The sequence below is a fragment of the Labilibaculum filiforme genome, from assembly GCF_002843315.1.
GTDB classification, from domain to species: Bacteria; Bacteroidota; Bacteroidia; order Bacteroidales; family Marinifilaceae; genus Labilibaculum; species Labilibaculum filiforme.
On the sequence record NZ_MVDD01000018.1, the window covers coordinates 27,250 to 52,361 of the forward strand.

General features: G+C 36.2%; 13 protein-coding genes and 1 tRNA gene. 2 read left to right on the forward strand and 12 right to left on the reverse strand.

What is annotated here, in order from left to right:
* Window positions 1-32: 32 nt before the first annotated feature.
* From BZG02_RS17180 to leuS, 3 genes are all read right to left on the reverse strand, one after another.
* Window positions 33-902, reverse strand: coding sequence for a YitT family protein (locus BZG02_RS17180; protein WP_101262987.1), 870 nt, complete (start codon window positions 900-902; stop codon window positions 33-35).
* Window positions 903-907: 5 nt separating this feature from the next.
* A complete protein-coding gene (locus tag BZG02_RS17185) occupies window positions 908-1,768 on the reverse strand; it encodes a YitT family protein (protein ID WP_101262988.1) in 861 nt (286 codons plus the stop codon).
* Between the two features lie 171 nt (window positions 1,769-1,939).
* A complete protein-coding gene (leuS, locus tag BZG02_RS17190; protein WP_101262989.1) occupies window positions 1,940-4,702 on the reverse strand; it encodes a leucine--tRNA ligase in 2,763 nt (920 codons plus the stop codon).
* Between the two features lie 221 nt (window positions 4,703-4,923).
* Here leuS and BZG02_RS17195 point away from each other — a divergent pair.
* Window positions 4,924-4,997 (forward strand) — tRNA-Arg (locus tag BZG02_RS17195).
* Window positions 4,998-5,072: 75 nt separating this feature from the next.
* Here BZG02_RS17195 and BZG02_RS17200 read toward each other — a convergent pair.
* The 7 genes from BZG02_RS17200 to BZG02_RS17230 all read right to left on the reverse strand — a co-directional run bounded on the left by BZG02_RS17200 (window position 5,073) and on the right by BZG02_RS17230 (window position 17,697).
* Window positions 5,073-6,527, reverse strand: a complete 1,455-nt coding sequence (locus tag BZG02_RS17200) for a hypothetical protein (RefSeq protein WP_101262990.1) — start codon at window positions 6,525-6,527, stop codon at window positions 5,073-5,075.
* Window positions 6,528-6,552: 25 nt separating this feature from the next.
* Window positions 6,553-8,208: a sulfatase gene (locus BZG02_RS17205; RefSeq protein ID WP_101262991.1), complete on the reverse strand. Its 1,656-nt coding sequence runs from the start codon at window positions 8,206-8,208 to the stop codon at window positions 6,553-6,555.
* A 36-nt stretch (window positions 8,209-8,244) separates the two neighbouring features.
* Window positions 8,245-10,266: a glycoside hydrolase family 127 protein gene (locus BZG02_RS17210; protein WP_101262992.1), complete on the reverse strand. Its 2,022-nt coding sequence runs from the start codon at window positions 10,264-10,266 to the stop codon at window positions 8,245-8,247.
* 163 nt (window positions 10,267-10,429) lie between these two features.
* A complete protein-coding gene (locus BZG02_RS17215) occupies window positions 10,430-12,454 on the reverse strand; it encodes a glycoside hydrolase family 127 protein (RefSeq protein ID WP_101262993.1) in 2,025 nt (674 codons plus the stop codon).
* Between the two features lie 2 nt (window positions 12,455-12,456).
* Window positions 12,457-13,839 carry a sulfatase gene (locus tag BZG02_RS17220; protein WP_101262994.1) on the reverse strand — a complete coding sequence of 461 codons (1,383 nt, stop codon included), beginning with the start codon at window positions 13,837-13,839 and terminating at the stop codon, window positions 12,457-12,459.
* A gap of 279 nt (window positions 13,840-14,118) precedes the next feature.
* Entirely contained in the window at window positions 14,119-16,047 is a 1,929-nt protein-coding gene (locus BZG02_RS17225; protein WP_101262995.1) for an FAD-dependent oxidoreductase, read from the reverse strand.
* A gap of 18 nt (window positions 16,048-16,065) precedes the next feature.
* Window positions 16,066-17,697, reverse strand: coding sequence for a sulfatase (locus BZG02_RS17230; protein ID WP_101262996.1), 1,632 nt, complete (start codon window positions 17,695-17,697; stop codon window positions 16,066-16,068).
* A 151-nt stretch (window positions 17,698-17,848) separates the two neighbouring features.
* Here BZG02_RS17230 and BZG02_RS17235 point away from each other — a divergent pair, with 151 nt between their 5' ends.
* A complete protein-coding gene (locus BZG02_RS17235; protein WP_101262997.1) occupies window positions 17,849-19,483 on the forward strand; it encodes a helix-turn-helix transcriptional regulator in 1,635 nt (544 codons plus the stop codon).
* 540 nt (window positions 19,484-20,023) lie between these two features.
* On the opposite strand, the gene BZG02_RS17240 is transcribed toward BZG02_RS17235, so the two are convergent.
* Together BZG02_RS17240 and BZG02_RS17245 are read right to left on the reverse strand one after the other, a co-directional pair.
* A complete protein-coding gene (locus tag BZG02_RS17240; RefSeq protein ID WP_101262998.1) occupies window positions 20,024-21,727 on the reverse strand; it encodes a RagB/SusD family nutrient uptake outer membrane protein in 1,704 nt (567 codons plus the stop codon).
* A gap of 60 nt (window positions 21,728-21,787) precedes the next feature.
* Complete coding sequence (locus tag BZG02_RS17245; RefSeq protein WP_218972286.1) at window positions 21,788-24,973, reverse strand: SusC/RagA family TonB-linked outer membrane protein; 3,186 nt, start codon at window positions 24,971-24,973, stop codon at window positions 21,788-21,790.
* Between the last annotated feature and the right edge of the window lie 139 nt (window positions 24,974-25,112).

The following is a 25,112-nucleotide window of genomic DNA, read 5'->3' on the forward strand; positions in this document are numbered from 1 at the left end:
ATCCGCAACGATTTAAGCTTTTTTAAGAATTGCTATTTAATCTTATCAAATCCCTTTCCATAAACCCCCATAACACTTCCTAAAGATATAAAAGCATCAGGGTCCACCAATTTAATCATGTTTAAAATGCTTTGCGATTCCCTTCTTTTAGCTAAGAGCATGAGCACTTTCACTTCTTTCCCACTATAACCGCCCGTACCACTAAGAACAGTTATTCCCTGATCCAGCGTTTCAACAACCTCTTTTCGGATTTCATCGGGCTTTCGGGTAAAAATAAAAATCTGCACCGACTGTTTACTTCCCTCTATAATTAAATCGACACAATAAGCACTTACGCCCATAGTAACAAATCCATAAACAACTTGCTCTATGGAACCCTCCAGAAAATACGAGGAAGAGATAATAAGCACATCAATGGTAAGTAATAATTGACCTGGAGAATAATTCTTATACTTATTAATCATCATGGCCAAAATATCGGTTCCTCCGGTACTTCCTCCGCGAGACAGAATCATACCGGCACTTGCACCTGCTAATATTCCCCCAATAATGGCACACATAAATCGGTCGGAAACCAAAGGCTCTGTTATTAAGGACTGAAACAGCCAAAGAAAAAAGGAAAGAACAATAATTCCGTAAATAGTTTTAACCCCAAAGCCAAAACCTAAAACCCGCAAAGCAAGAAGAAGAAAAACAGTATTTATGAGAAAAACACTATAACCAACTTTAAAGCCCGTAATATAAAAAATCATGGTAGCAATACCACCAACACCTGAACCAACAATTTCAGCTGGAATAATAAAACCTGTCCAACCGAACGAGCCAACCACTAAACCTAGTGTAATAATAAGGTAGGATTGGAAATCAAATTTTGATTTTAGCACTGCTCTTTTTATCTCCATAACAATTACGCTCTTATTTCTTCAAATCCTAAACCATAAACTCCCATAACCGATCCCATTGATATAAAGGCGTTTCCATCAATCTCTTTCACTAATTTGAATATGGATGGAGCTTCATGTTTTCGCACTACGACCATCAAGATTTTCTTATTTTCCTTTGAATACCAACCTTTTGCATCCATTACCGACACTCCTCTATTCATTGTTCCGGTAATTTCATCGGCAATTTTCTCGAACTCGGTAGAAATAATAAAAAGCTGCGCCGATTGTTTAGAACCGGAAATCACCATATCAATGGCATAAGAAGTAATAGACATCACTACATAACCATATACAATGGTTGGAACATCATGAAACACGATATAGGACGAAGCGATGATAAAAATATCCAGGTATAATATAATACGTCCAGGACTAATATTTCTATACTTATTAATTATCATTGCAATAATATCCGTACCTCCGGAACTACCTCCTTGAGAAATTGTAATACCAACTCCCACTCCTGCCAATGCGCCACCTATAATTGCCGCCATAAATTTCTCATTTACCAAAGGCTCTGGAATAAGCTTAGGCAGTACCGAAAGTAAAATTGAACCTACAATAATTGCATAAACTGTTTTCACCCCAAATTTACTTCCTAGTATTCGTAAAGCTATTAATATTAAAAAGGCATTAATAATAAAATAGGAATAACCAACCAGTATGGTTTTTTCACTTGCAAAATAGATTAAGGTACCAATACCACTAACCCCTCCACCAATTATTCCAGATGGAATTAGGAAGGCTGCCCAACTAAAGGTATAAATTGCCATACCTAAGGTAATTATGAACAAGGACTTTAATTCTGAATAATTTATTTTCATGTGTGTAATATTATTTAAAGTTGCCACATGGAACTCGCTAAATAGTCAACCTTTTCTGGAAGAACATTTTCTGATGGCTCGTTTCATCTCGTATTAAAAAAATAGCTTTAAACTTTGTTGTCAAATAATCAACAAAGCTTAAAGCTTATAACTTATTTGATTAATTAATTTTTATACAACTATATTAATGATCTTGTTAGGAACAATAATTATTTTTTTAGGAGTTTTTCCGTCGATCCATTTTTGAGATTTTTCTAAAGAAAGCACCTCCTTTTCAATTTCATCTCTACTTAAATCGACAGGCAACTCTAATATAAACCTCATTTTACCATTAAATGAGACTGGATATTTATGATTGTTTTCCTGAACAAAACTTTCGTTGAATTCTGGGAAACTTGCTTTTGTAATACTTGTTGTATTGCCACACAAGGTCCACAACTCTTCGGATACATGTGGAGCAAATGGAGCAAGGGTAAGCAATAAATCTTCCAAAACAGCTTTATTGTTACATTTCAAAGTATACAATTCATTCACACAAATCATGAAAGCCGAAACAGATGTATTGAATGAAAAACGCTCGATATCATCCTGAATTTTCTTAATGGTTTTGTGCAAGACCTTTAATTCGTCAGCAGTAGGCTCATTAGTTGTTAATTCAAATTCGCCAGCTTCGTTATGGAACAATCGCCATAATTTTTTCAGGAATTTGTGCACTCCATCGATACCATTTGTATCCCAAGGTTTGTGTGCTTCCAATGGTCCTAAAAACATTTCGTACAAACGAAGTGTATCGGCTCCGTATTCTTCAACAATCACATCTGGATTTACCACATTAAACATGGATTTAGACATTTTTTCAACTGCCCAACCACAATGGTATTTTCCATCCTCTAAAATAAATTCTGCATTTTTATATTCAGGCATCCAATTTTTGAAAGCTTCCAAATCAAGCACATCATTTTTCACGATATTTACATCAACATGAATTGCTGTAGTATCGTATTTCTCGATTAATCCGTGCGAAACGTATTTATTTGTTTTTTTATCACGGTAAACGAAATTTGATCGGCCTTGAATCATTCCTTGATTGATCAATTTCTTGAAAGGCTCATCTTTGCAAACTTCGTTGATATCGAAAAGGAATTTATTCCAAAAACGAGAATAAATTAGATGACCCGTAGCATGCTCGGTACCACCAATATACAAATCTACATCCTGCCAATATTCATTTGCTTCGGTAGAAACCAATGTATCGTTATTGCGAGGATCCATATAACGCAAATAATATGCTGATGATCCTGCAAAACCTGGCATGGTATTCAATTCAATAGGATATCCATCTTCGGTAACCCAATTTTCTGCGCGACCCAATGGTGGTTCTCCAGTCTCTGTAGGTAAATATTTATCAATCTCAGGTAATTCTAAAGGCAACTTGTCCAAATCCATCATTTGTGGCATGCCATCTTTAAAATAAACTGGGAATGGTTCTCCCCAATATCTTTGACGAGAGAAAATTGCATCTCTCAATCTATAGTTGATTTTTTTCTTTCCTAATCCTCGTGCTTCAACTTCTTCGTTTGCCTTTACAATCGCATCTTTTACATCTAATCCGTTCAAAAAGTCAGAGTTCATCGATTTTCCTTCTTTGGCATCGTAAGATTCCTCAGAAATATCACCACCTGAAACCACCTGAATAATAGGTAAATTGAAATGCTTTGCAAAAGCGTAATCTCTGCTATCGTGAGCAGGAACAGCCATAATTGCACCAGTTCCATATCCGGCAAGCACGTAATCGCTCACCCAAACAGGAATTTCCTCGCCGGTAAAAGGGTTTATTGCATACGCTCCAGTAAAGGCACCACTAATTGTTTTCACATCGGCTAATCGCTCCCTTTCAGTTCTTTTATTCGTTGCCTCGATATAGGCATCGATAGCATCCTGATTTTCGGGAGTTGTTAGTTCTTTCACCAAATCACTCTCTGGAGCCAATACCATAAAAGTAACACCAAAAATAGTATCGGGACGAGTGGTAAAAACTTCCATTTTGATATCGGAACCTTTCACATTAAAGTTTACTTCGGCACCAACAGATCGTCCAATCCAGTTTTTTTGAATCTCTTTTAAAGAATCCGTCCACTCTAAAGTTTCCATACCATCTAAAAGGCGCTTTGCATAAGCAGAAACACGCAATGACCATTGACGCATTCTCTTTTGCTCGACAGGATATCCTCCACGTGCAGAAAGACCATCTTTCACCTCATCGTTGGCTAAAACAGTACCTAATTTAGGACACCAGTTCACCATTGTATCAGCCAAATAAGCCAGACGGTAATTTAAAAGAATAGCTTGTTTTTCGTTATCAGAAAAAGCTTTCCACTGCGCTGCTGTAAACACTTCTGTTTCGGAACAGGCTGCATTTACATTCCCATTTCCTTCTAATTCGAATTTTGAAATTAGAGATTCAATGGATTCTGCTTTTTCAATATCATTATTAAAAAAATGGTTGAACATTTGAATAAATGCCCACTGTGTCCATTTATAATACTCAGGCTGGCAAGTTCTCACTTCGCGATCCCAATCGTACGAAAAGCCTATTTTATTTAATTGCTCACGATATCGGGCAATATTTGTTTCTGTTGTAATAGCAGGATGCTGACCAGTTTGGATAGCATATTGCTCGGCAGGCAAACCATAAGCATCGTATCCCATTGGATGAAGCACATTATATCCCTTTAAAGTTTTATAACGGGAATAAATATCCGAAGCGATATATCCAAGTGGGTGACCCACATGCAAACCAGCTCCCGAAGGATATGGAAACATATCGAGTACATAAAATTTTGGTTTTTCTGAATTCACCTCAACTTTGTACGTTTTCTTTTCAGTCCAGTACTTCTGCCACTTTTGTTCTATCTCTTTAAAGTTGTACTCCATGGTAATATTGATAAAATATGGTTATTTCTTGCTTTCGAACCGCAAAATTAACAAAAGTTTATAAATATTTACCGTGTTTAAGAAGGAAGTCTGATTTTATTAGGATATGGATTTTAATGCTTTAGGTAGTTAAGATTAAAACAATGAATTATATTTATTTACAGGAATAAGACTGGATGCGATGCAGAACAAAATATTTTTCTAAATTTGCACCCGTAATTGGCCCGTTAGTTCAGCTGAATAGAACGTCAGATTCCGGTTCTGAAGGTCACAGGTTTGAATCCTGTACGGGTCACAAAAAAAGCCTGAAAAATCACATGATTTTTCAGGCTTTTTCTTTACCGCCAGATAAATACAAATTTATTTTTTTCTAAAAAGTAAATGAATCCAGCAGATATTCTTCACCATAGTCGCCCTTTATAAGCAACTGACATTCAGACAACCTAGCCTCATCCTCTAATGAGCAATTAAAAATAAACGCTTTTAACGGGTTCACCTTTTCCAGCTCTATTTTCTTTACGATTTCCCCTGACTTGTCGAACAGTTGAAGTACCGCAACACCCTCATTAAATACGCCATACTCACCATTCAAACTTGTTGTGACTCTGTCGAAATTCAATTTTTTAGTAATAATTCCAGTTCTGTTAACATCCAAAATTGGAGTAGAAACAATTTTAGCCGCCCCCTGCATTTCTTCGTAATCGAAACTCTCTCCGGGCAAAAGTGTATGTATTGGAGTTTTAACTTCCGTTTCCAAATAACCAGTAACCATACCACTATTGTAAATGGCTGCATTTACTCCAAAATCGTAATCAAGACTGGGATCAAAAGGTTCCATGATTTTCACAAATGCCGTGTTGTTCGTCCTATTCACGTAGCAAAGCCAGTTCTTCGAAGAAATCATATGAAAACCACCCATTAAATAATAGTCGTATTGAATTTCGAAAATTCCTGGAGCTACTTCCCCATTCCAGTTGGTTCCGTGATTGTAATACTTCTTTACATGTTCAGGATTGTTCTTGTTCAAAGGCATTCGATTTCTATCTACGTATCTCCATCGAGATTCTGGAGTCACATTAATATGATACTGCTCTCCATCCGGCATTTTCAAGCCCTCATCGAAAGGAATGTAAGCTCTAAAATTCTCACCATCTTCTAGTTCTGGCTGGCTTCGAGAAATATGCTGACTTGTGGTCATGATTCCTCTTTTCACTGTTTTATTGCCTCTATTCATTAACGTATGCTTGATAAAAACCAAACTACTAGCCGTTTCGATACGCAAGCTACGTTTGTATTGCAAACGCTCATCAATTACTTCTGGATAAATAAATTTTTGAGATTTAGTATCGAAAGTGGGAACAGGAAGCTCTTGAATTCCTGACTCCACATCAATGGATTGATGGCCATTTTTATCGGTGGACAATTTAACTTTATACGGGCTATCTCCGATCGTTACGGGCGGTGGCCAACGTTTCGTTTTCTTGCCATCGGCACCAATTGCACAATTATCAACAGGTATAGGTACTAGGCGATAACCTCCAAAATTTCGCCATTCATCAGTTTTCACCTCTTCGCTTGAAGCGAATGATTTTCCAAACAAATCTGGGTTGAGCCAAAGAGAAGGCACATCGCCCAGATTGTATTCCAAAACTCTACCTGCAGCTTGAGGAACTACAGCTAAACTGATGTATTTATTCTTGGCAACAAAAACACTATCCCACTGCCAATTTTTATAGTTATTAACTATAGAAATGGTTTGAATCGGTTTTTCAAGTTCACAAGAACTCATAACAATTGCCAACACCAGTATCACTATATTCCTCATCCTCGATATTTTAAGTTCCTAATTTTTATTTCTGAACCTTTGCAAGATTCCCTTTCCAACCACTGTTGAATTGAACCAACAATTCTTTCACTAATTGTGGATTTTCATCAGCAATATTAATAGTTTCCTGCGGATCGGTTTTATGATCAAACAATTCGAAAAAGATTGGTTCCGATTCTGGTTTTGTATAATCTTTCCAAACCACAAATCGATACTGTTCGGTTCGCATGGAATATCCCATTAAGTAATTTTCAAATAAATTCCGATCCCACTTTTCCTTCTGCTGCGCAATAATTTTCCCTTCTACTTCCTCGATTAGTGGTCCAAAATACGTTTCGCGCATTCCCTGCGAAAGAGGATTTGCTGCCCATTCTCTTAATGCAGGAGTTGGAAACTGACTAAACGCAGCTTTTTTCCACTCTTTTTCAGGATTATTTAAAAGGGGAACAAAACTTTGTCCTTCCAAATGTTCTGGAATAGGCACTTCGGCAAGTTCGCAAAGAGTTGGATACATATCCACTAATTCGACTAATGCCTTTGTTTTAGCTCCTCTATTTTTAGTTGGCATGTTTGGTGTTGTAATCATCATTGGAACACGAGTAGAAATTTCATAATTGGTTGCTTTTCCCCAAACTCCCATATCTCCAAGATGCCAGCCATGATCGCCCCAAAGAATAATAATAGTATTTTCACGAACACCAGCTTCTTCCAAAGCTTTAATCATCATTCCAAGTTGTGCATCGGCATAACTCACACAAGCCAAATAACCGTGCTTTAATGTTCTTGCCAAAGAATCACTAATGGCTCCCGATTTAGGAATACCTGCCCTTGCTCTTAACTCAAAAGAAGGATGCAATGCCATTGTGGCTCCATTAATTGGAGCCTCGGTACATTCAGCCAATGGAATAGCTTCCCGATTGTATAAATCCCAATATTTTTTAGGAGCAACAAAATTTAAGTGAGGCTTTTTTAATCCCAATCCTAAAAAGAAAGGTTTATCCGGATTTTTCGCCAACATGTCTTTTAAAGTTGCGATTGCAGCAAGTGTGTTGTAACCATCTTCATAGGTTTCATCAGGCACATCGGCACATTCGTAAGCAGGACCTTGAGCCAAGCCATTTTTTGTAGCATCGGGACCATACTTTGCAACCATTTTATCGCGATCGCTTTGCCAGAATTCCTGATTTTCTTTTAGTGCGAAACCACCTTTAGTAGCTACACGTTCCACTTTAGGTGTCACAGGTAATCTACTCCATGAAGAATCTGGATCGTTATACTTCCCATGAAAAATTTTTCCAGTACAAACCGCTTCGTAACCAAATTTCATTAAATGCTGTGGTAGCGTTACAATATCAGGATTTACATCACGAAAGTCGGTATAGTTTTCAATTACACCAATAGTTTCGGGGCGAGCACCCGTCATTAAACTAGCCCGTGAAGGACTACAAATAGCCTGCTGACAATATGCGTTCTCGAACAACAATCCATCAGCGGCTAAAGCATCTAAATTTGGAGTTACAGCAATCTCAGAACCATAACATCCCAATTCGGGTCGTAAATCATCTACTGCCAAAAAAAGAATATTTAGCTTTTTTTTAGGCTCTTGTTTAGATTGGCAAGCAAATCCTACAATTAGAAGAAAAGCAAGGCTAATCAGTTTAACTACAAAACGATTATTCATTGTTTATTTAATTTAAAAGATTCAATTTTCATTTTACTATTCCCAAACAATTGGCATCCAAACTGTCATTTCAGATTTCCCTCTGTTGCTCCACGAAAAGTAGGGAACCAATTGTGTTTTGTATGTTTCCCACTTCACATTCTTCACTTCGCTATACATCTCGTCACTATTCGCTTTACGAAGTTTTACGTCTGCGCTGATCGTAGCAACACCTCCTAATAAATCAGGTTTGTAATTCACTTCTAATTTTGAAGTTCGAGGAAAATAAACATCTAATATTCCAGCCTCTTTTGGCAAATCCGGCGACTCCACACAATAAACTACAGGACCTCTTTTAACGGCAACTTGATTTCTTACCTCTTCGATTAAGGGATTGCCTTCCATCAACTTTACATCCATCGGCATATCTAGCAAAATTTCATCCCCCTTTTTCCAATTGCGCTCAAGAATAGCATAAGTTCCTGCTTTAACTTCTACTTCGGCATCTTTACCATTCACTAAAATTTTACTTTCTTTTGCCCAATCAGGAATGCGAAGCATTAACTGAAAAGCATCTTTTTTACACTTACCCACTATAATTTTCACCGCACCTTCCCAAGGATACTTTGTAACTTGAGTAAGCTGAATAGCTGATCCATCCAACAAATTCGTGGTCAGTTTATTTCCACCATATAAATTAACTGCAAGACCATTATTAGTTAAACTATATGCCCATCCTGATATTTTTGCTATAGTACGAACTAGGTTTGGAGGACAGCAAAAGCATTCTACGTAGGGAATACGTTGATCAAATTCTGTTGCTGCATCGGGATTATCGTGCGAGTGATTACAAACCCGTAAAGGATTCGCATAGAAATAGTCTTTCCCTTCGATACTGATACCGGAAAGAGCACTATTAAATAGTACCAACTCCATAATATCGGCATATTTAGATTCTCCATGAATACCCAACATGCGATAGCTAAACATTGAATTGCAAATATTTGCACACGTTTCGTTGTAGGCAGTTAAGTTTGGCATCATGTATTCGTTGATAAAACCTTCGTGAACCATATCTACATGCGACGAAACTCCATGATGAGTTTGCCCACACGCGCCAGTAACGTACATTTTCTTATTTACAACATTATCCCAAAGTCTGTCCAAAGCATCCAGCAATGCTTTCTCACCTGTTTCGGCAACAACATCGGCAGCTCCGGCATAAAAATACAAAGCCAAAACAGCATGACCTTCCGCTGTTTTTTCATCCCGCAAGGGAGTTCGTTCCTGAACCATGTCGCCAATAAACTTAAAACCAGCCACTTTAGATGGATTTGATGCTGATTCACCTCTCATATTAATGAAAAGTTCTGCTAATTCGAGGTATTTTTTATTTTTGGTTGTACGATACAATTCCACCAAACCCATAATTTGTGTTTGATTAAAACCAAAGCGTTTCAGATCATCAGAAAGATTATCTACCATAAAGGTATCGTACAAATTATCGGCATGCTTAATAGCAATATCCAGAAAATTCGTTTTTCCGGTAATTCGATTGTGAATACAGGCACTAGTGTATAAATGGCCACTGTTATACATTTCGTGATATTGTCTATTTCCGTAGCGCTCCCTACCTGCAACAGTCACCTGAGTTTGCAGATAACCATCAGGCTGTTGCGCTTTTCCGATAATAGCAATGTAGGAATCTAGATCCGCAAGAATTTTTTCATCCTTATTCTGGGCATAAACATACATTTCGGCTTCCATCCATTTGTAGAAATCACCGTCGTGCCATTTCATTCCTTTGTGCTCACCTTCTTTAAGTCCGGCAGCAATTTTAAAATTATTAAGTGCATGACCTGTATTACCACACAACAATTCGCCCATGTAGGGAACCATTGTTTGTTCGCACACTTTAAATTTATCAGCCCAAAAGCCTTCGGTCCATGTGCAATCGCCAATATTAATACTCTTGAATTTCACATTCGGACTTTCGGTATTGTTAATGATTCCACGATTTTGAGCAAAAGTAGAGCTAAACACAACTATACTCAATGAGATTAACAGTAATTTCTTCATCAGATTATTTTTATCTAAAACTTGATTTCACAAAAAAATCAGTACCTCGCTTGATAGTTTCCTACTTGCATGAGATACTGATTCATTCTAGCCTGTTTTGATTAAAACTATTTTACTGCGTTCAATCATAATGGTTGAACGCAATATGATTATTAAATTTTTATTATTTCCAGATTATTGGCATAAAAACTGTCATTTCACCTTGTCCACGATTACTCCACGCATAATTAGGAACCAATTGAGTTTTGTACTTGGTAAATTCTGGCTTTTCCACCTTCTTATACATAGTTTCATCATTATTATTGGTACGAATAAGCACTTCTGTTTCAATTACAGTAACTCCATCAAGCAAATCTTTTTTATAAACCGCTTTCATTTCATTTTCAGCACTTAAGTAGACATCAGTAATTTTTGTGCCTTCAGGCAGATCCGCTGATTCAATACAGTAAACAATTGGTCCACGTTTAATTGCCACCTGATTACGTACTTCCTCAATACGAGTATGTCCCTCAACCATAGCAATTTCCATTGGCATATCAATAGAGATCACATCGCCTTTTTTCCATTTACGATTAATGCTTGCAAATTGTCCTTCTTTCGCATCAATAGTAGTCGATTCTCCGTTTACTTTAATTGATGTTCCTTTAGCCCATCTTGGAATACGAAGCAGTACATCAAAAGCATCTTTTTTACACTTATCAACAGTAATGTTAATAACTCCCTCCCAAGGATAATTTGTCACCTGAGACAATTCAAGCTTAGAACCGTCCAACAATGTAGTTGAAAGTTTATTCCCTCCAAATAGATTCACGGCAATTCCATTTTCTGATTTACTATAAGCCCAACCCGAAAGTTTAGCAACAGTACGAACCAAATTGGGAGGACAACAAAAACACTCTAAATATGGCTGACGCTCAGGAAATTCAGTTACCAACTTATCGTAGTCACGAGTGCCATTAATTACTCGCAATGGGTTGGCATAGTAATAATCTTTACCTTCCAAACTAATACCTGATAAACCACTATTGAATTCAACCAATTCCATAATATCGGCATACTTCGACTCCCCGTGAATATCCAATAATCGCTTACTAAACATTGCATTACAGATATTTGCACAAGTCTCATTATAAGCTGTCATGTTCGGCATCATATAAGAATCTATAAAGCCTTCCTCAATCATTTGTCGATTGGTAGATGCACCATAATGTGTTTGTCCTGTAGCTCCAGTTACATACATTTTCTGATCGGTGATATTTTCCCATAAACGATCCAAAGCATCAACAATAGCCTTTTCTCCAGTTTCAGCATACACATCGGCAGCTCCTGCATAATAATATTGAGCAAGCACTGCATGACCTACAGCTTCGCTCGATTCGCGAAGAGGAGTAAATTCCTGAACCATATCTCCAATAGGATATCCTTCGGTTGCAGGCGTTTCTACTACTTTATATTTCCCTCGATTGTCAACAAATTTTTGAGCCAATCTCAAATATTTTTCATCTCCAACGGTACGATACAATTCAACCAATCCCATAATTTGAGTTTGATTAAAGCCAAAGCGAGCAAACTTTTTATCCTCTGGCATAAAGATGGTGTACAACAAATCGGCATGCTTAATAGCGATATCCAAAAAGTTTCTTTGTCCAGTAATTCTATAGTGAATACAAGCACTTGTTAATAAATGTCCTGTATTGTACATCTCATGATATTTCCTATTTTCGTAACGATCTACCTTAGGATTCAATTGGATTTGTGTTTGCAAATATCCATCTTCTTCCTGCGCTTTTCCAATAATACGAATGTACTCGTCTAATTCCTTTAAAAGTTTTGGATCCTTATTTTGAGCATAAACATACGTCTTAGCCTCCATAAATTTATAAAAATCACCATCGTGCCAACGCATTCCCTTGTGTTCGCCTTTCATTTCACCTGCGGCAATCTTAAAATTATTTAAAGCATGTCCGGTGTCTCCACATAACAATTCTCCCATATAAGGAACCATATTGTGTTCACACACCTCAAATCTTTCAGCCCAAAAACCATCAGTCCAAACACAGTCGCCCATATCTATACTCTTGAGTTTCACATAGGAACTTTTTGCATTATTAATGATCCCCTTTTCCTGCGCCTGCCCCGAAAATAAAAACGTTATTCCACAAGCAATAAATAGTAATCTCTTTATCATGATTATTTAACTTTTCTATATTTATCCATTCTATCAATATCAACATTTTCGAATTTACGGTCCAACAACCAACGAGGGCGCTCTAAAGTTGATTCCCACTCAAATATCATTTTATACATTTCATTTACTTTATCAGGATATTTTGCGGCCAAATCGTTTTGTTCCGACTCATCCTTAATGATATTATATAACTCTGCAGGACGATCGGGAAAACGTAATAACTTCCAATCACCCATACGCACAGAAGCTCGGCAATCTTTTTTCCAGAATAAAGCTTTATGCGGTTTCCCTGTATTAACATTCTGAATGAAAGGCAATAAATCTACTCCATCTACCTGTTCTAATTCATTAGCGTTTCCTCCGGCAGCGGCTACAAAAGTAGGTAGCAAATCCATCGTACTCACAGGATTACTATATTGAGTATTTTCTTTGATTTTACCTGGCCATCGCATGATGTAAGGAACCCGAACTCCCCCTTCGAGGTGATTCGATTTTGTTCCTGCCAAAGGAAGATTAATAGAAGCATTCTTATCGGTTGGTCCTCCATTATCGTTTGTATAAACCACAATGGTATTTTCATCTAATCCAAGTTCTTTTAGTTTATCAAGAATTAATCCGCAAGCACGATCCAAAGCCAATGTCATACCAGCAACTTGCTGTCTTTTTCCTGATAATTGTGGAAATTTTGCCATGTCGTTTTCTTCGGCCTCCATAGGAGTATGAACCGCGTTGAAGGACACAAAAGCGAAAAATGGTTTGTTCTGGTTTCTTTCAATAAAATCGACCGCTTCTTCCCCAAGTCTGTCGGTTAAATATCTTTCTGGCTCGGCGTAACCTTCAAAATTACGTTCCAAACGATTCTCGCGTACCACATTATCAACATTTGGATATTCGTAATAGCTACGTGCCCCACCACGAAATCCATAAAACTCGTCAAAACCACGTTTTAAAGGATGGTAACAATCAGCACCTCCTAAATGCCATTTTCCAAAAACAGCAGTAGTATAACCCAAGGCCTTTAAATGATCTCCAATAGTTACCTGATCGAGAGGTAAACCCATATTCTCACCATCCAATGCCGAATTACTACTCATATATTGTGGCACATTATTCTCCTCAAAACCAAATCGTTGCTGATAACGCCCTGTCATTAGTCCTGCACGAGAAGGACCACATACCGATGCCGAAACATAGCCTTGTGTAAACCGCACCCCTTCGGTTGCTAATTTATCTAAGTTAGGAGTAATCATTTCCTTACTTCCCTGAAAGCCAAAATCAGCATAACCTGCATCATCCGAAAAAAGAAGAATGATATTGGGTTTTTTTTGTGCAAATGCAAACTGCTGAAAAAGCAGCATCACAATAAATAATATTTTATATCTCATCTTAGTAAATTATGAATTTTCACCTACTCTAATTTATCTTTACTATTCAAATTACAATTCTGCAACCGTTATAAATTAATCTTATTAGCAAAGAAAATCAAATCAGAATGAATTTGCTTGGTGAAATTTACCTTGTCATTACATTATTTTACCCTACAGTAATATTAGATGCACCCAAACCTTAAGCATTCCTATTGCAATATTGCCAGATCCAAAATAGACTAAAACAAAAGCCACACTTAAAAAGGTGTGGCTATAAAATATTGTGAAAATTTAAAATCAGGATTTGTAACAACGAATTTCAAACAATTTAGCATTTTTCACTCCATAAGTTTCATTTAACGTAACCCGAATGGCTGTGGTTTTTATTTGCTCCGACTGAAATTTAATTAGTCGCTTCTTATTCTTGTCAATAGATCCAAAATCAATCCATTCCCCATTTACACGAGCCTCAACCTTTAGTGATTTCAACAACTCTTTAGGCACTGTATTCGTATGTGCCTCATCACTTAATGATTCCTTAAGCATCATTATATTACGTTTCAAATTGGTATCACATTTAATTTCCACCTTCGAAAGAGAAACAGGCTTTTTCCATTCTACTTGAATATTTGCTGGCAAACCATCCGATTGCCAATGATTTATTTCCCCTTTAAAATCTCTTGACATCCCGTTGCTTAATAATTTCGCATCACCCGAAATTGTTGACGAAGCAATAATCAGACTTGCTCGTTTCGCTAAATCTTTCGAATCATTAGCCGGACGATTTGGTATAAATGCATCATCGCGTAGTAAATTCTCTTGCAATTCATTGATGTGATCGGTATAGATCTCTCTTGGATTCACCCCTTTTTGCACACATAAATTAGCCGCTGTTCCCGCAGCCTGCCCTTCTAAGGAACAAGTACCCATAACACGTGATGAAGAAAGAGCTATGTGCGTTTGACTAATATTTCGACCTGCAAAGAACAGATTAGAAATGTTTTTAGAGTACAAACTTCTAAATGGAATTTCATAAATCTCATGAAAATGTTCGTGGAAATAACTCGGAGGATCCTGCAAATTTTCAATCCCTGCCCAGCAATGCTCATCTAAAGACCAACCACCATAAGCTACTGCATCACTAAAATGCCTGTGTTCTAATAAATCTTTTTCAGATAAGATAAAATCTCCCATAAATCTTCTCGATTCTCGACGACCTGGAATACTTCCAACCCAGTCCAAAGCCATATTTTCTGCTTCAGGAAATTTACCCGAATTTTTAATGTAATCCCACACACCATGCAGGTAGCCCATTAATTTATGACGAATTTCTTCTGCTTCGCCGATTATATCATTTTCACTTCCAATCTCGATCCACCAAATACCATTCTGAAATTTGGCAAAATTACGTTTTGGATTTGATTTTTCTGCTTCGTATTTAATTGCGAAAGGTGGAGCTTCGTAAGGAATAGGTTTACCCATATCTTTCGCTTGCCAAAGTAATGTTGCACCCATTTGCCATCCATCTGGTTCATCAGGAGCATATTTTTCATTAAATTCTGCTTTCCCTTCTCGTCCGGTTCTATATTCTGCACCCGAAGTTGCTGCCAATAACCCATCACCTGAACAATCAATAAATTGTTTCGCATTTAGAGTAATTTCTTTCTCTGTTGTTAATTGGTGACAACGCGCAGCCTTTATTAATGAACCATCCATTACAGCATCAATAGCCTGAGTGTTCAACATCAATTTCAAATTTGGCTCCCGACTTACAAAATCATACAAAACATGATCCCAAACATAGAACGATTCCTGAGGATTACAGAACCTATTATGAAGTAATATTTCCTCCAATATACCAGTTTCACGCTCCGGTTTATTGTCAGGTTTTAAGCGAGTAACTCCATGAACATGAACCCTCATTTCACTAGAACTATTACCTCCTAATACCGATCTATCTTGAACCAATACTGTTTTGGAACCATTTCGAGCTGCTGCTACTGCCGCACAAATTCCAGCCAAACCACCTCCCAAAACAGCAACATCAAAACTATGAATTTCTTTCCGTTGAGAAATTCCTTTTTTGCCATCAGCCATTCTTACCCAATTGTCTGTAGCCTTATCCGAAACACTTAATTCTTTTGTTGAAGCTATTGCAGATATTGGAACTATACTTGTTGCAATAGCTCCAATTGCTCCTTTAATAAAAAAATCTCTTCTTTTCATATCATACTATTTTATAGCTTAAATACCAACACTACTTCCTTTCCAGCCAGCATTAAATTGCTGCATTAGCTGTTCAACTAGCTCTGGGTTCTTATCAGCTATATTTACCCTTTCTGAAGTATTTTCTTTTAGATCATATAATTCAATTGCAAGAGGCTTGCGATCTGGAAATTTATTGTTTTTCCAAACAATAAAGCGATATGATTTAGTTCTCATTGAATAGCCCATCACATTATTTTCAAACTCTTCTTTGTTCCAATTCCCTTTTTGTTCCACCTCAATTTTATTTTCCATTTCTTCAATAAGAGGGCCAAAGTAGGTTTCTCGCATTGCAGGGCGCAATGGAAAACCTCCCCATTCGCGTAATGCAGGTGTTGGAAACTGACTAAAAGATGCTGTTTTCCAGTTTCGATCAGGATTTTCGATTAAAGCTTTAAAGCTAGTTCCTTCTACATGTTCAGGAATCCCTATTCCGGCAAGATCGCATAGACTAGGATACATGTCAACCAATTCAACCAAAGCATCTGTCGATTTTCCACGACTTCCTTTTGGCATATCTGGCGTCCATATTAGTAAAGGTACACGATTAGAAATCTCATAATTTGTAGCTTTTCCCCATATTCCCATATCTCCAAGATGCCAACCATGATCACTCCAAATTATTATTATTGTATTATCGCGAACGCCAGCTTCTTCCAAAGCATGAATCATCCTACCTATTTGAGCATCAACGTAACTAACACAAGCCAAATAGGCATGTTTTAATGTTTTAGCAAGTTCTGGATCTATGTCGCCTTTATTAGGAATAAAATCTCGTGTTCTTAATTCAAAAGATGGATGTAAACCCATCGCTGAACCTCCTTCTGGTCCACATTGCTGATTAGCAAGTGGTATTCTCTCTCTATCATATAAATCCCAATATTTTTTCGGTGCTATCCAATTCAAATGTGGTTTATTAAATCCTAATCCGAGAAAAAATGGCTTATCACTTTTTTTCAACATCTCTTGCATAGTCTTTATCGCAATATCCGTATTGTATCCATCAATATATGCGTTATCAGGCACATCAGCACATTCGTAGGCTGGTCCCATTGCAAGTCCATATTTAGCTACTTCACCATATTTTGCAAACATCTCCGTCCTCTTTTTTTGTGTTCGCTCTATATTTTCAGAAAGTGCAAAACCCTTTATTTTCTTTCTTTTTGCCTGGTCGAGGCTATCTGTTACTGGCTTCCAATTCCAAGATGCATCATCATCATCGCCATGATGAAAAATTTTGCCTAGATATGCAGTATTGTATCCATTAGCTCCAAAATGCTGTGATAAAGTAGCTTCTGTAGGAACTTTCTCCCGAAATTTTATATAATTATGAATAATACCACTTGTTTCTGGACGAATTCCGGTCATTAAACTAGCCCTTGAAGGGCCACAAATAGCCTCTTGACAATAAGCACGCTTAAAAAGTAAACCCTGTCCGGCTAATTTATCCAAATTTGGACTCACAGCTATATCGGATCCATAACAACCCAATTCCGGTCGAAGATCATCTATTCCAATAAAGAGAATATTGGGTCTTTCTTTTTTTTCATTACGAGTCTGACAGCCCGATACTGTAATCAATAAAAACAGAACAATAAAAAGTTTATTCATCTAATTAAATGTTAAAATTTCCAATAATTTAAAAATAGGATTTAACAACACATTAAACCCAAAAAAAACTATTACAAAATATTAACATGCAGATCTTTTCCTGTTACAATATATTAACATATCTTTGAAACTGACCCAATACATAGATTATATGATTCAGATAGCTAGATGTTTACGAGCAAAATTCACGTACTGTATTTTTATTGTTGGAATATTAACTATTAACAATGGAACAAACTCACCATTACAAGCACAACAATTCAACCATTATCTTCCTGAATCATTTCATCCATTAAAAACAGATAGCAAATCAGTTATAGATCTTGTAACTAAAAAGTATAAACAAGTAGTACAAAAACAAGATACAGTGAGTGTTATTCAGACACTTATATTGTTAAGCAGTATGGAGCGGATCAATCTCAATTATAGAACTGCATTTGATCGCGCAGGTGAAGCTTTGTTTTTGGCTGAACAATACAATAACGCTTTACTTATCGCAAAAGCACATGAGGAACTTGGAGTATTGAATTACCTGTTTAAACAGGACGATAGCGCTGGCTTACATTTTAGAAACTCCTTGCTCTTTTATAAAAAAAGCCAAGCTATCAATAAACAACAAAGTCTTCTCCATCCATACTATAATCTATTGCTTTACTATCAACGAATAAAAGATTATCAAAAAACTAAAGCATATATAGATTCATGCAGTTTCATAACTAAGTCAAATGGATTATTAAATTTTGAAAAAATTTTCATAAATGAAAAACGAGCAAATCTATGTAGATGGGATTCTGATTTTGACAAAGCGATTGCCTTTATAGAAAAATCAATTCAAACTTTAGAAAATCTCAAGACAGATGAAAAATTGTTTCTCAAACAAAAGAGTTTCCTGATTATCCTATACGCAACGAAAGGAAGCATTTATAGGTCACAAGGAAAGATTGAAAAAGCAAAGATATTTTTAGAAAAATCACTTCAAGAAAAAGATCTTTATGGTGAACACACATTTTACAAATCTTTTGTCTATAAATCCTATGCTACATTATTATATGACATTGGCGAATTCAAAAAATCGTATGAAAATTTGTTACGTGCCCAAGAAATAAACGATAAATATTTGAATCCTAGAAATGATGAAAACCATAATTTTCTTTCCATAAAAAATCGATACAGCGAAGAAATCAATAAAAAGAACACAGAAATTAACCTAAAGAACCTAGAATTAGCAGAGAGTAAACGAGAAAATTTACGTTTCAGAATATTTTTCTTTATTGCTATTTCTCTGATTATTGTTGTCGTATTTATTTTTCGATACAGAACTCAATACCTTAAACATCAAAAAGAAAATGCTATTAATAATAAAAAACAACAACAATCTAAAGAACTGATTGAACTCAAAAACAAAGAGCTTACATCAACTATGTTACAGCTCATAGAAAAAGATGAAATTATTAAGACACTTAGTAATCAATTAAAAAAAGATCCAAGCAACAAAATCCTTTTGTCTTCTATTGAAAAACATTCTGTAAGTTTATGGGAAGCTTTTAACACTAGATTTATCGCACTTAACAAGGAGTTTTATGATCGTCTTAAAAAGCAAGTTCCCGACCTAAGTGCTGCCGACCTTAAAATTTGCGCCTTAATTAAACTAAACTTTTCAGGTAAGGAAATGGCTTATTTATTAGGCATTTCGGAAGGTAGTGTAAATGTAGCTCGACATAGGTTGCGAAAGAAAATGGGAATAGATAGGGAAACAAATTTAGTACAGTACATCAATTCGATTTAATTGATTCCAATGGTGAATTTCTCAAACAACTATCCAATCCGAACTCTATTTCGAGTAGAATTTAATCCTAATAATAAATTTATGCTACTCAGTGAAAAATCGTTACATACAAACGAAATTCAATCAAATACCTTTAATTCCCCCCAATAATCACATACTATAAAGATGCTTATCTCTATCAATCAGATCGAAGAAACGGGATTAGTTCCCGTTTCTTCCTTCCACATCACTTTTATACTTGCATTATCAAATTAGATCCGAATATACTACCTAAAAGAGTAAAGGGGAACTAGCGACACCACTTCGCTCTGGGCTAATGTTATGGTGTCAGTCTTTTACTATTTATATTGAATAGAACCAATTAGAATTTTGAGATTAAAGGTTTGAGTTTATTCAATAATTGGGCTAATCATTTTTAACTCGCTAATATTGTAAAACATGGATTACCATGCACGGCACAAAAAAATGCCGGAAGTTTCCTTCCGGCATTCACACTAATCTTACTATAACTAATCTAACACTAACTTGAATTTTTTGGGATTAATATCCTGTATTCTGTAACATAGCAGGTGCTTTTTCAATCTCATCTGAAGGAATTGGCAAATAATAATGTTTATCCCACCATGGTCTTGTTACAACAGGTCCTTCTGTGAAAGAAAAACTTCCATCAGTTGCTGCTGTCCATGTTAAACCATTAATTATAAAACCTAAATGAGCCTCGTTCATCCATCTTCTTTCATCGAAGAAATTATGTCCTTCAAAACAAAGTTCAACTCTACGCTCTCTCTTAATAGCTTCCAAAAGATCTGCTCCTGTTGCGGTAACAGCAGGCTGAAGTGCTCTGGTTGAAACTTTAGAAACAAACTCTCTTGCAACACCTTCTGCACCTAGGTGGTATTGAGCTTCAGCATAATTCAAATACACTTCAGCTAATCGATACAATATGTATGGTCTTGACGCAGAGATATCGGTTAAAGCACTTAAGCTTTCATCTTGAAACTTTCTGATATTATAACCTGTTTTTGATGAATGATTTCTATTCCCTAATCCTAGCGGTGAATCATCTCCATGAGAAATAATAGCAGGATCTGCAGATAAAGCGTAATTAACAGGTCTTCCTCTAAATTCAGCACCCTGATAAAGGAGATTTGCATAGTATCTCATTTCTCTTCCATCATTCGGATTATTAGAATCATAATTCACATCATCAGTAGTTGTTCCATCAGCCATGTTAAACTCTAGAGCAAAATTATGAGTTGGAGACGACAATCCCCATCCACCATATCCATTAGGAGACTGCGTCATATCAGGTAATGAATTCACATCGGTTCCATAATCGTAGTATACAGATCCATAAGGTCTTGCAAATAAAATATCCTGATTTGGTGATAAAAACAGCTTTTGATATTCTGTAGCATTAGCAACTGAAATTAAATTACGAGCCTCTACAATATCAATAATTGCTTTAGCAGCATCCGCTGCATCCTGCCATTTTGTTGCTTTTGTATAAACATAAAGAGCATTGTTATCCGGGGCAAATGCTGGATCGTGCAACTTACTAGCAGCATAAAGCAATGTTCTAGATTTTACAGCCAAGGCAGCCAAACTTGTTGCTCTACCAAACTCACCATTAGGCCTTGTTTGAGGAAGAACAGCAGCTACTTCATCTAATTCTTTCACAATAAAATCAACACATTCCTCATATGAATTTCTTGCTAAATTGTAATCATCCCCCAAACCAAAGGCTGTTTCTATAATTGGTACCCCTCCGAAATATTGAATAAGCTTGGCATAGATGTTGGCTCTTAAAAATTTCATCTCAGCTTTTAAGACTTTTACTTTATCTGGATCTTTTTGCATTGCTACACTTTCATCAACTTTATCAAGAAACTCATTAGCTTGTTGCACATATCCCCAGTAATACAGCCATTTTTCTTTTAGAACGCCTACATTACTAGCAGTCCAACCAGCCCTTACTCTGAATAAATCTTTATTTTGAAAATTGAACTTTGCCTCAAAAGAAGCTCCTTCAAGATTAAATCGACGAGACCACCACTGTTGGCGATTTACACCCCATCCCTCGGTGCTGTTATAGACTGTATAAACTAATCTTTCCACCTGCACAGGATCACTATAGATTAAATCCTCTGCAAAAGCATCTTTTGCTTCTGTATCCAGCACATCCTCACAGCCAAATGCAGCAAAAAATGCAAATACGATCAATATATATTTAATATTTTTCATCTCTTTTTATTTTATAAATAAACAATCCTCTAGCTAAAAGGTGTATCTATTAAATTTTAATTAAAAACTTAGGTTAAATCCGAAAGTATAAGATTTTAAAGATGGATAAGTACTCCCTTTAAAATTGTTATAACCACTAGCTTCGGGGTCTAAACCTAAATCATAAACATCAGAGAACATTGTTAGAAGATTAAATCCTCGTGCAAACACTTTTAGAGTTCCAAACTTGATTTTATCCTCAGAGAATGTGTAGCCTAACGACACCTCTTTTAATCTAACGTAAGATGCATCGTGTAACCAGAAATCAGCTCCCTGAAAATTATTGGCATTACCACTTTGATTTCCACTAAAAGAATCATCTTGTACGAATGCTCTTGGATACCTAGAATCTCGATTTTCTGGAGTCCATCTTTCATTGAATACATAATCTGGTTTTGCACCCAATTGATCAAAGAATACAAGCATTTTAGCTTTTGCTTGCCCTTGCAATAAGAAACTAAAGTCAAAGTTTTTATAACTCACACCACCATGAATACCATACTGAATTTCAGGAACATTAGAATCATAAGTACGAATTCTATCACCTGAATCAATTTTCCCATTACCATCCGTATCTAAATAAATTGGTTCACCTGGAACTGTATTGTCCTTTTTAACTAAAGTTGCATCAACTTGTGCCTGATCTTTAAAAATACCTGCAGTAGGATAAACTATATAGGAATCCATTGAGTGTCCTTCTCTTTTTAATGCATCAGGAACATCTGCTGCTTCCGACATATATACAACTTCATTTTTAGCTTGAGTCAAATTAAAACCAAAGTTATAATCCACCGCTCCTATTTTATCCTTCCAGTTCAATTCAAATTCCCATCCAAAATTATCTACTTTACCAATATTCATATCAGGTAATTTACTTGCATCCAAACCACTAAAATTTGGAATAGAAGCAGCCTGATCAACCAAAATATCTTCTCTTTTTTGATAGAAATAGTTAACATCTCCAGACAGTCTATAATCGAACAAACTAAAACTTAAACCGATATTTTTCATATCAGCACTTTCCCAAGTAACATCTTTATTAGGTAGCACATCACTTGAGTAGGAATTGTATTGAACACCAGGCGTTCCAAAAACATAAGAATTAGGTCGATTCCAATCAGTTCCACCATAACTATACTTTGTTAGATATTGAAATCCCGTAATACGATCATTACCCATTTGAGCCCATGATGCTCTTAATTTTAAAGCACTTAACCATGAAATGTTATCCATAAAAGATTCCTTGTTTATTGCCCATCCTACAGCAACTCCAGGGAAAGTACCAAACTTACTTTCTCCAAAATTACTTGAGCCATCACGACGAATTGTCATGTCAACGAAGTACTTCTTCTGATAATCATAAGAAAGAGATCCAAAATAGTTAACACGACCCCATTCCGATGATCCTCCAGAAGATTGCATTCCATCAACACTTCCAGCGAATAGCTCCGAATGATCTGCCGTTGGAAATCCTTTTTTCTCTACCCAGAATGAACGTTCTTCCGATGAGAAATACTCATAACCGGCAAATGCACTAATGTTATGATCGTCATTTATTGTTTTTGAATAATGTACGACTCCATTCAGCATTAACTCATCAAACTTCCAGAAACTTTCTCTTAAAATTCGTTCATTTCCGCTTTGCGAGAAACTTTCTTGTGCAACGTACTCTCCGGTGCCTTGTTGATACTGATATGTTGTCCATGGAGTGTACCATGATTTTGTATCACTATTCTGTCTTCTATAACTAGCAAAACCTTTAAATTTCAATCCATCAGTAATGGCGTTAAGATTCCAATCGTAAGACAGTTTACCTCGTAAATCATTATCTGTTTTTTTAACAAAGCCAGCTTCGTCACTAGACATTACATAGGGGTTTGCGCCATTTTCACCACCCCAACCAGGTAATCCATTTGGGTAAATACCGACTTGTGTAGGCTCATTTGTATAAATGTGCTTATAAATATATGATGCTTCAACACTAGGTTCTTTTCTATCTCCGAATCGACCTGACAAATCAAGACCAATTTTAAATTTCTCGTGAAGTTTAATATCGATATTTGAACGAATTTGGTATTGCTTAAATTTTAAATCACCAGATTCATACATACCTGTTTGATCCATATAATCACCACTCACAAAGTAGTTTACATTCTCATTACCCCCAGAAATTGAAAGAGAGCTTCTATACTCTGGTGCGGAATCCGCAAAAGTTAAATCGGACCAATCGGTACTCGGATAGTTAGGGTCATTACCTGCAGCATACTTGTCGATATCATCCTGAGTATAAGGAAGAGCGGTACCATTTCTTTCAGCAATTTCATTATTGTAAATTGCATATTGCTCAGATGTCATTACATCAGGTGTAGCTGAAAATGAGGCAATATTTACCGAACTGGAAAAATTGAATTGAGGTTTTCCTGTTTTACCTCTTTTGGTAGTAATTAATATAACCCCATTTGCTGCACGAGCACCATAAATAGCGGCAGCTCCATCTTTCAACACAGTTAACGACTCTATATCTTGAGGTGATAAGTGAGAAAAACTACTGGCAGTAATACCATCAATTAAGATTAAGGGTGAATTATTATTTAAAGTCGATTTTCCTCGAATTAAAAGTGTCATATCGCTATCTCCAGGATAACCTCCACGGTCGGCAACAATTAAACCAGTAACTTTACCCGCTAATGATTTTGCTAAATCCTTGTTAGATGTCTTAGCAATTTCATCTGATTGAATAGTACTTACAGATCCGGTTAATTCACCTTTTTTTCGAGTTGTATAACCAATTGCAACCACTTCATTTAAACCAATTGTATCTTCTGCCAATACAATATTCAAAGCAGTTTGATTAGTAAACACAATTTCCTGTGTTTTCATCCCTACAAAAGAAATTACCAGAATATCTCCTTCCGAAACACCTGAAAGTTCATAAAATCCATCAATATTTGTAATGGTTCCAGTAGTAGTCCCTTTTATAACAACACTAACACCAGGCATAGTCATACCCGTTGCGTCACTAATTATTCCTGAAACAGCTTTTTGCACCGTAGTAGTTTCCATCGCTTCATCATCCAAATTGGCTGACCAAGCTGTATTTTGAGAATTAGTATTCACAGCAGTAACTTGCATTGCACTAAGCAAAAAGCTAAATACTGTAAAAGATATAATCCTAAAAATTTTCTGTAAATTTTTCGGTTTTTTCATAAAATTTTCATCTTGAGGTGAATAAAAGATTAGTTGATTTTTACATTCATTAGTGCCATAATAATTTGAACAACTATCTGGCTTAATTTCTATTTTAGATTTTAAATTGTTTTTAGTAAAAAATGCTGTAATTTTTATA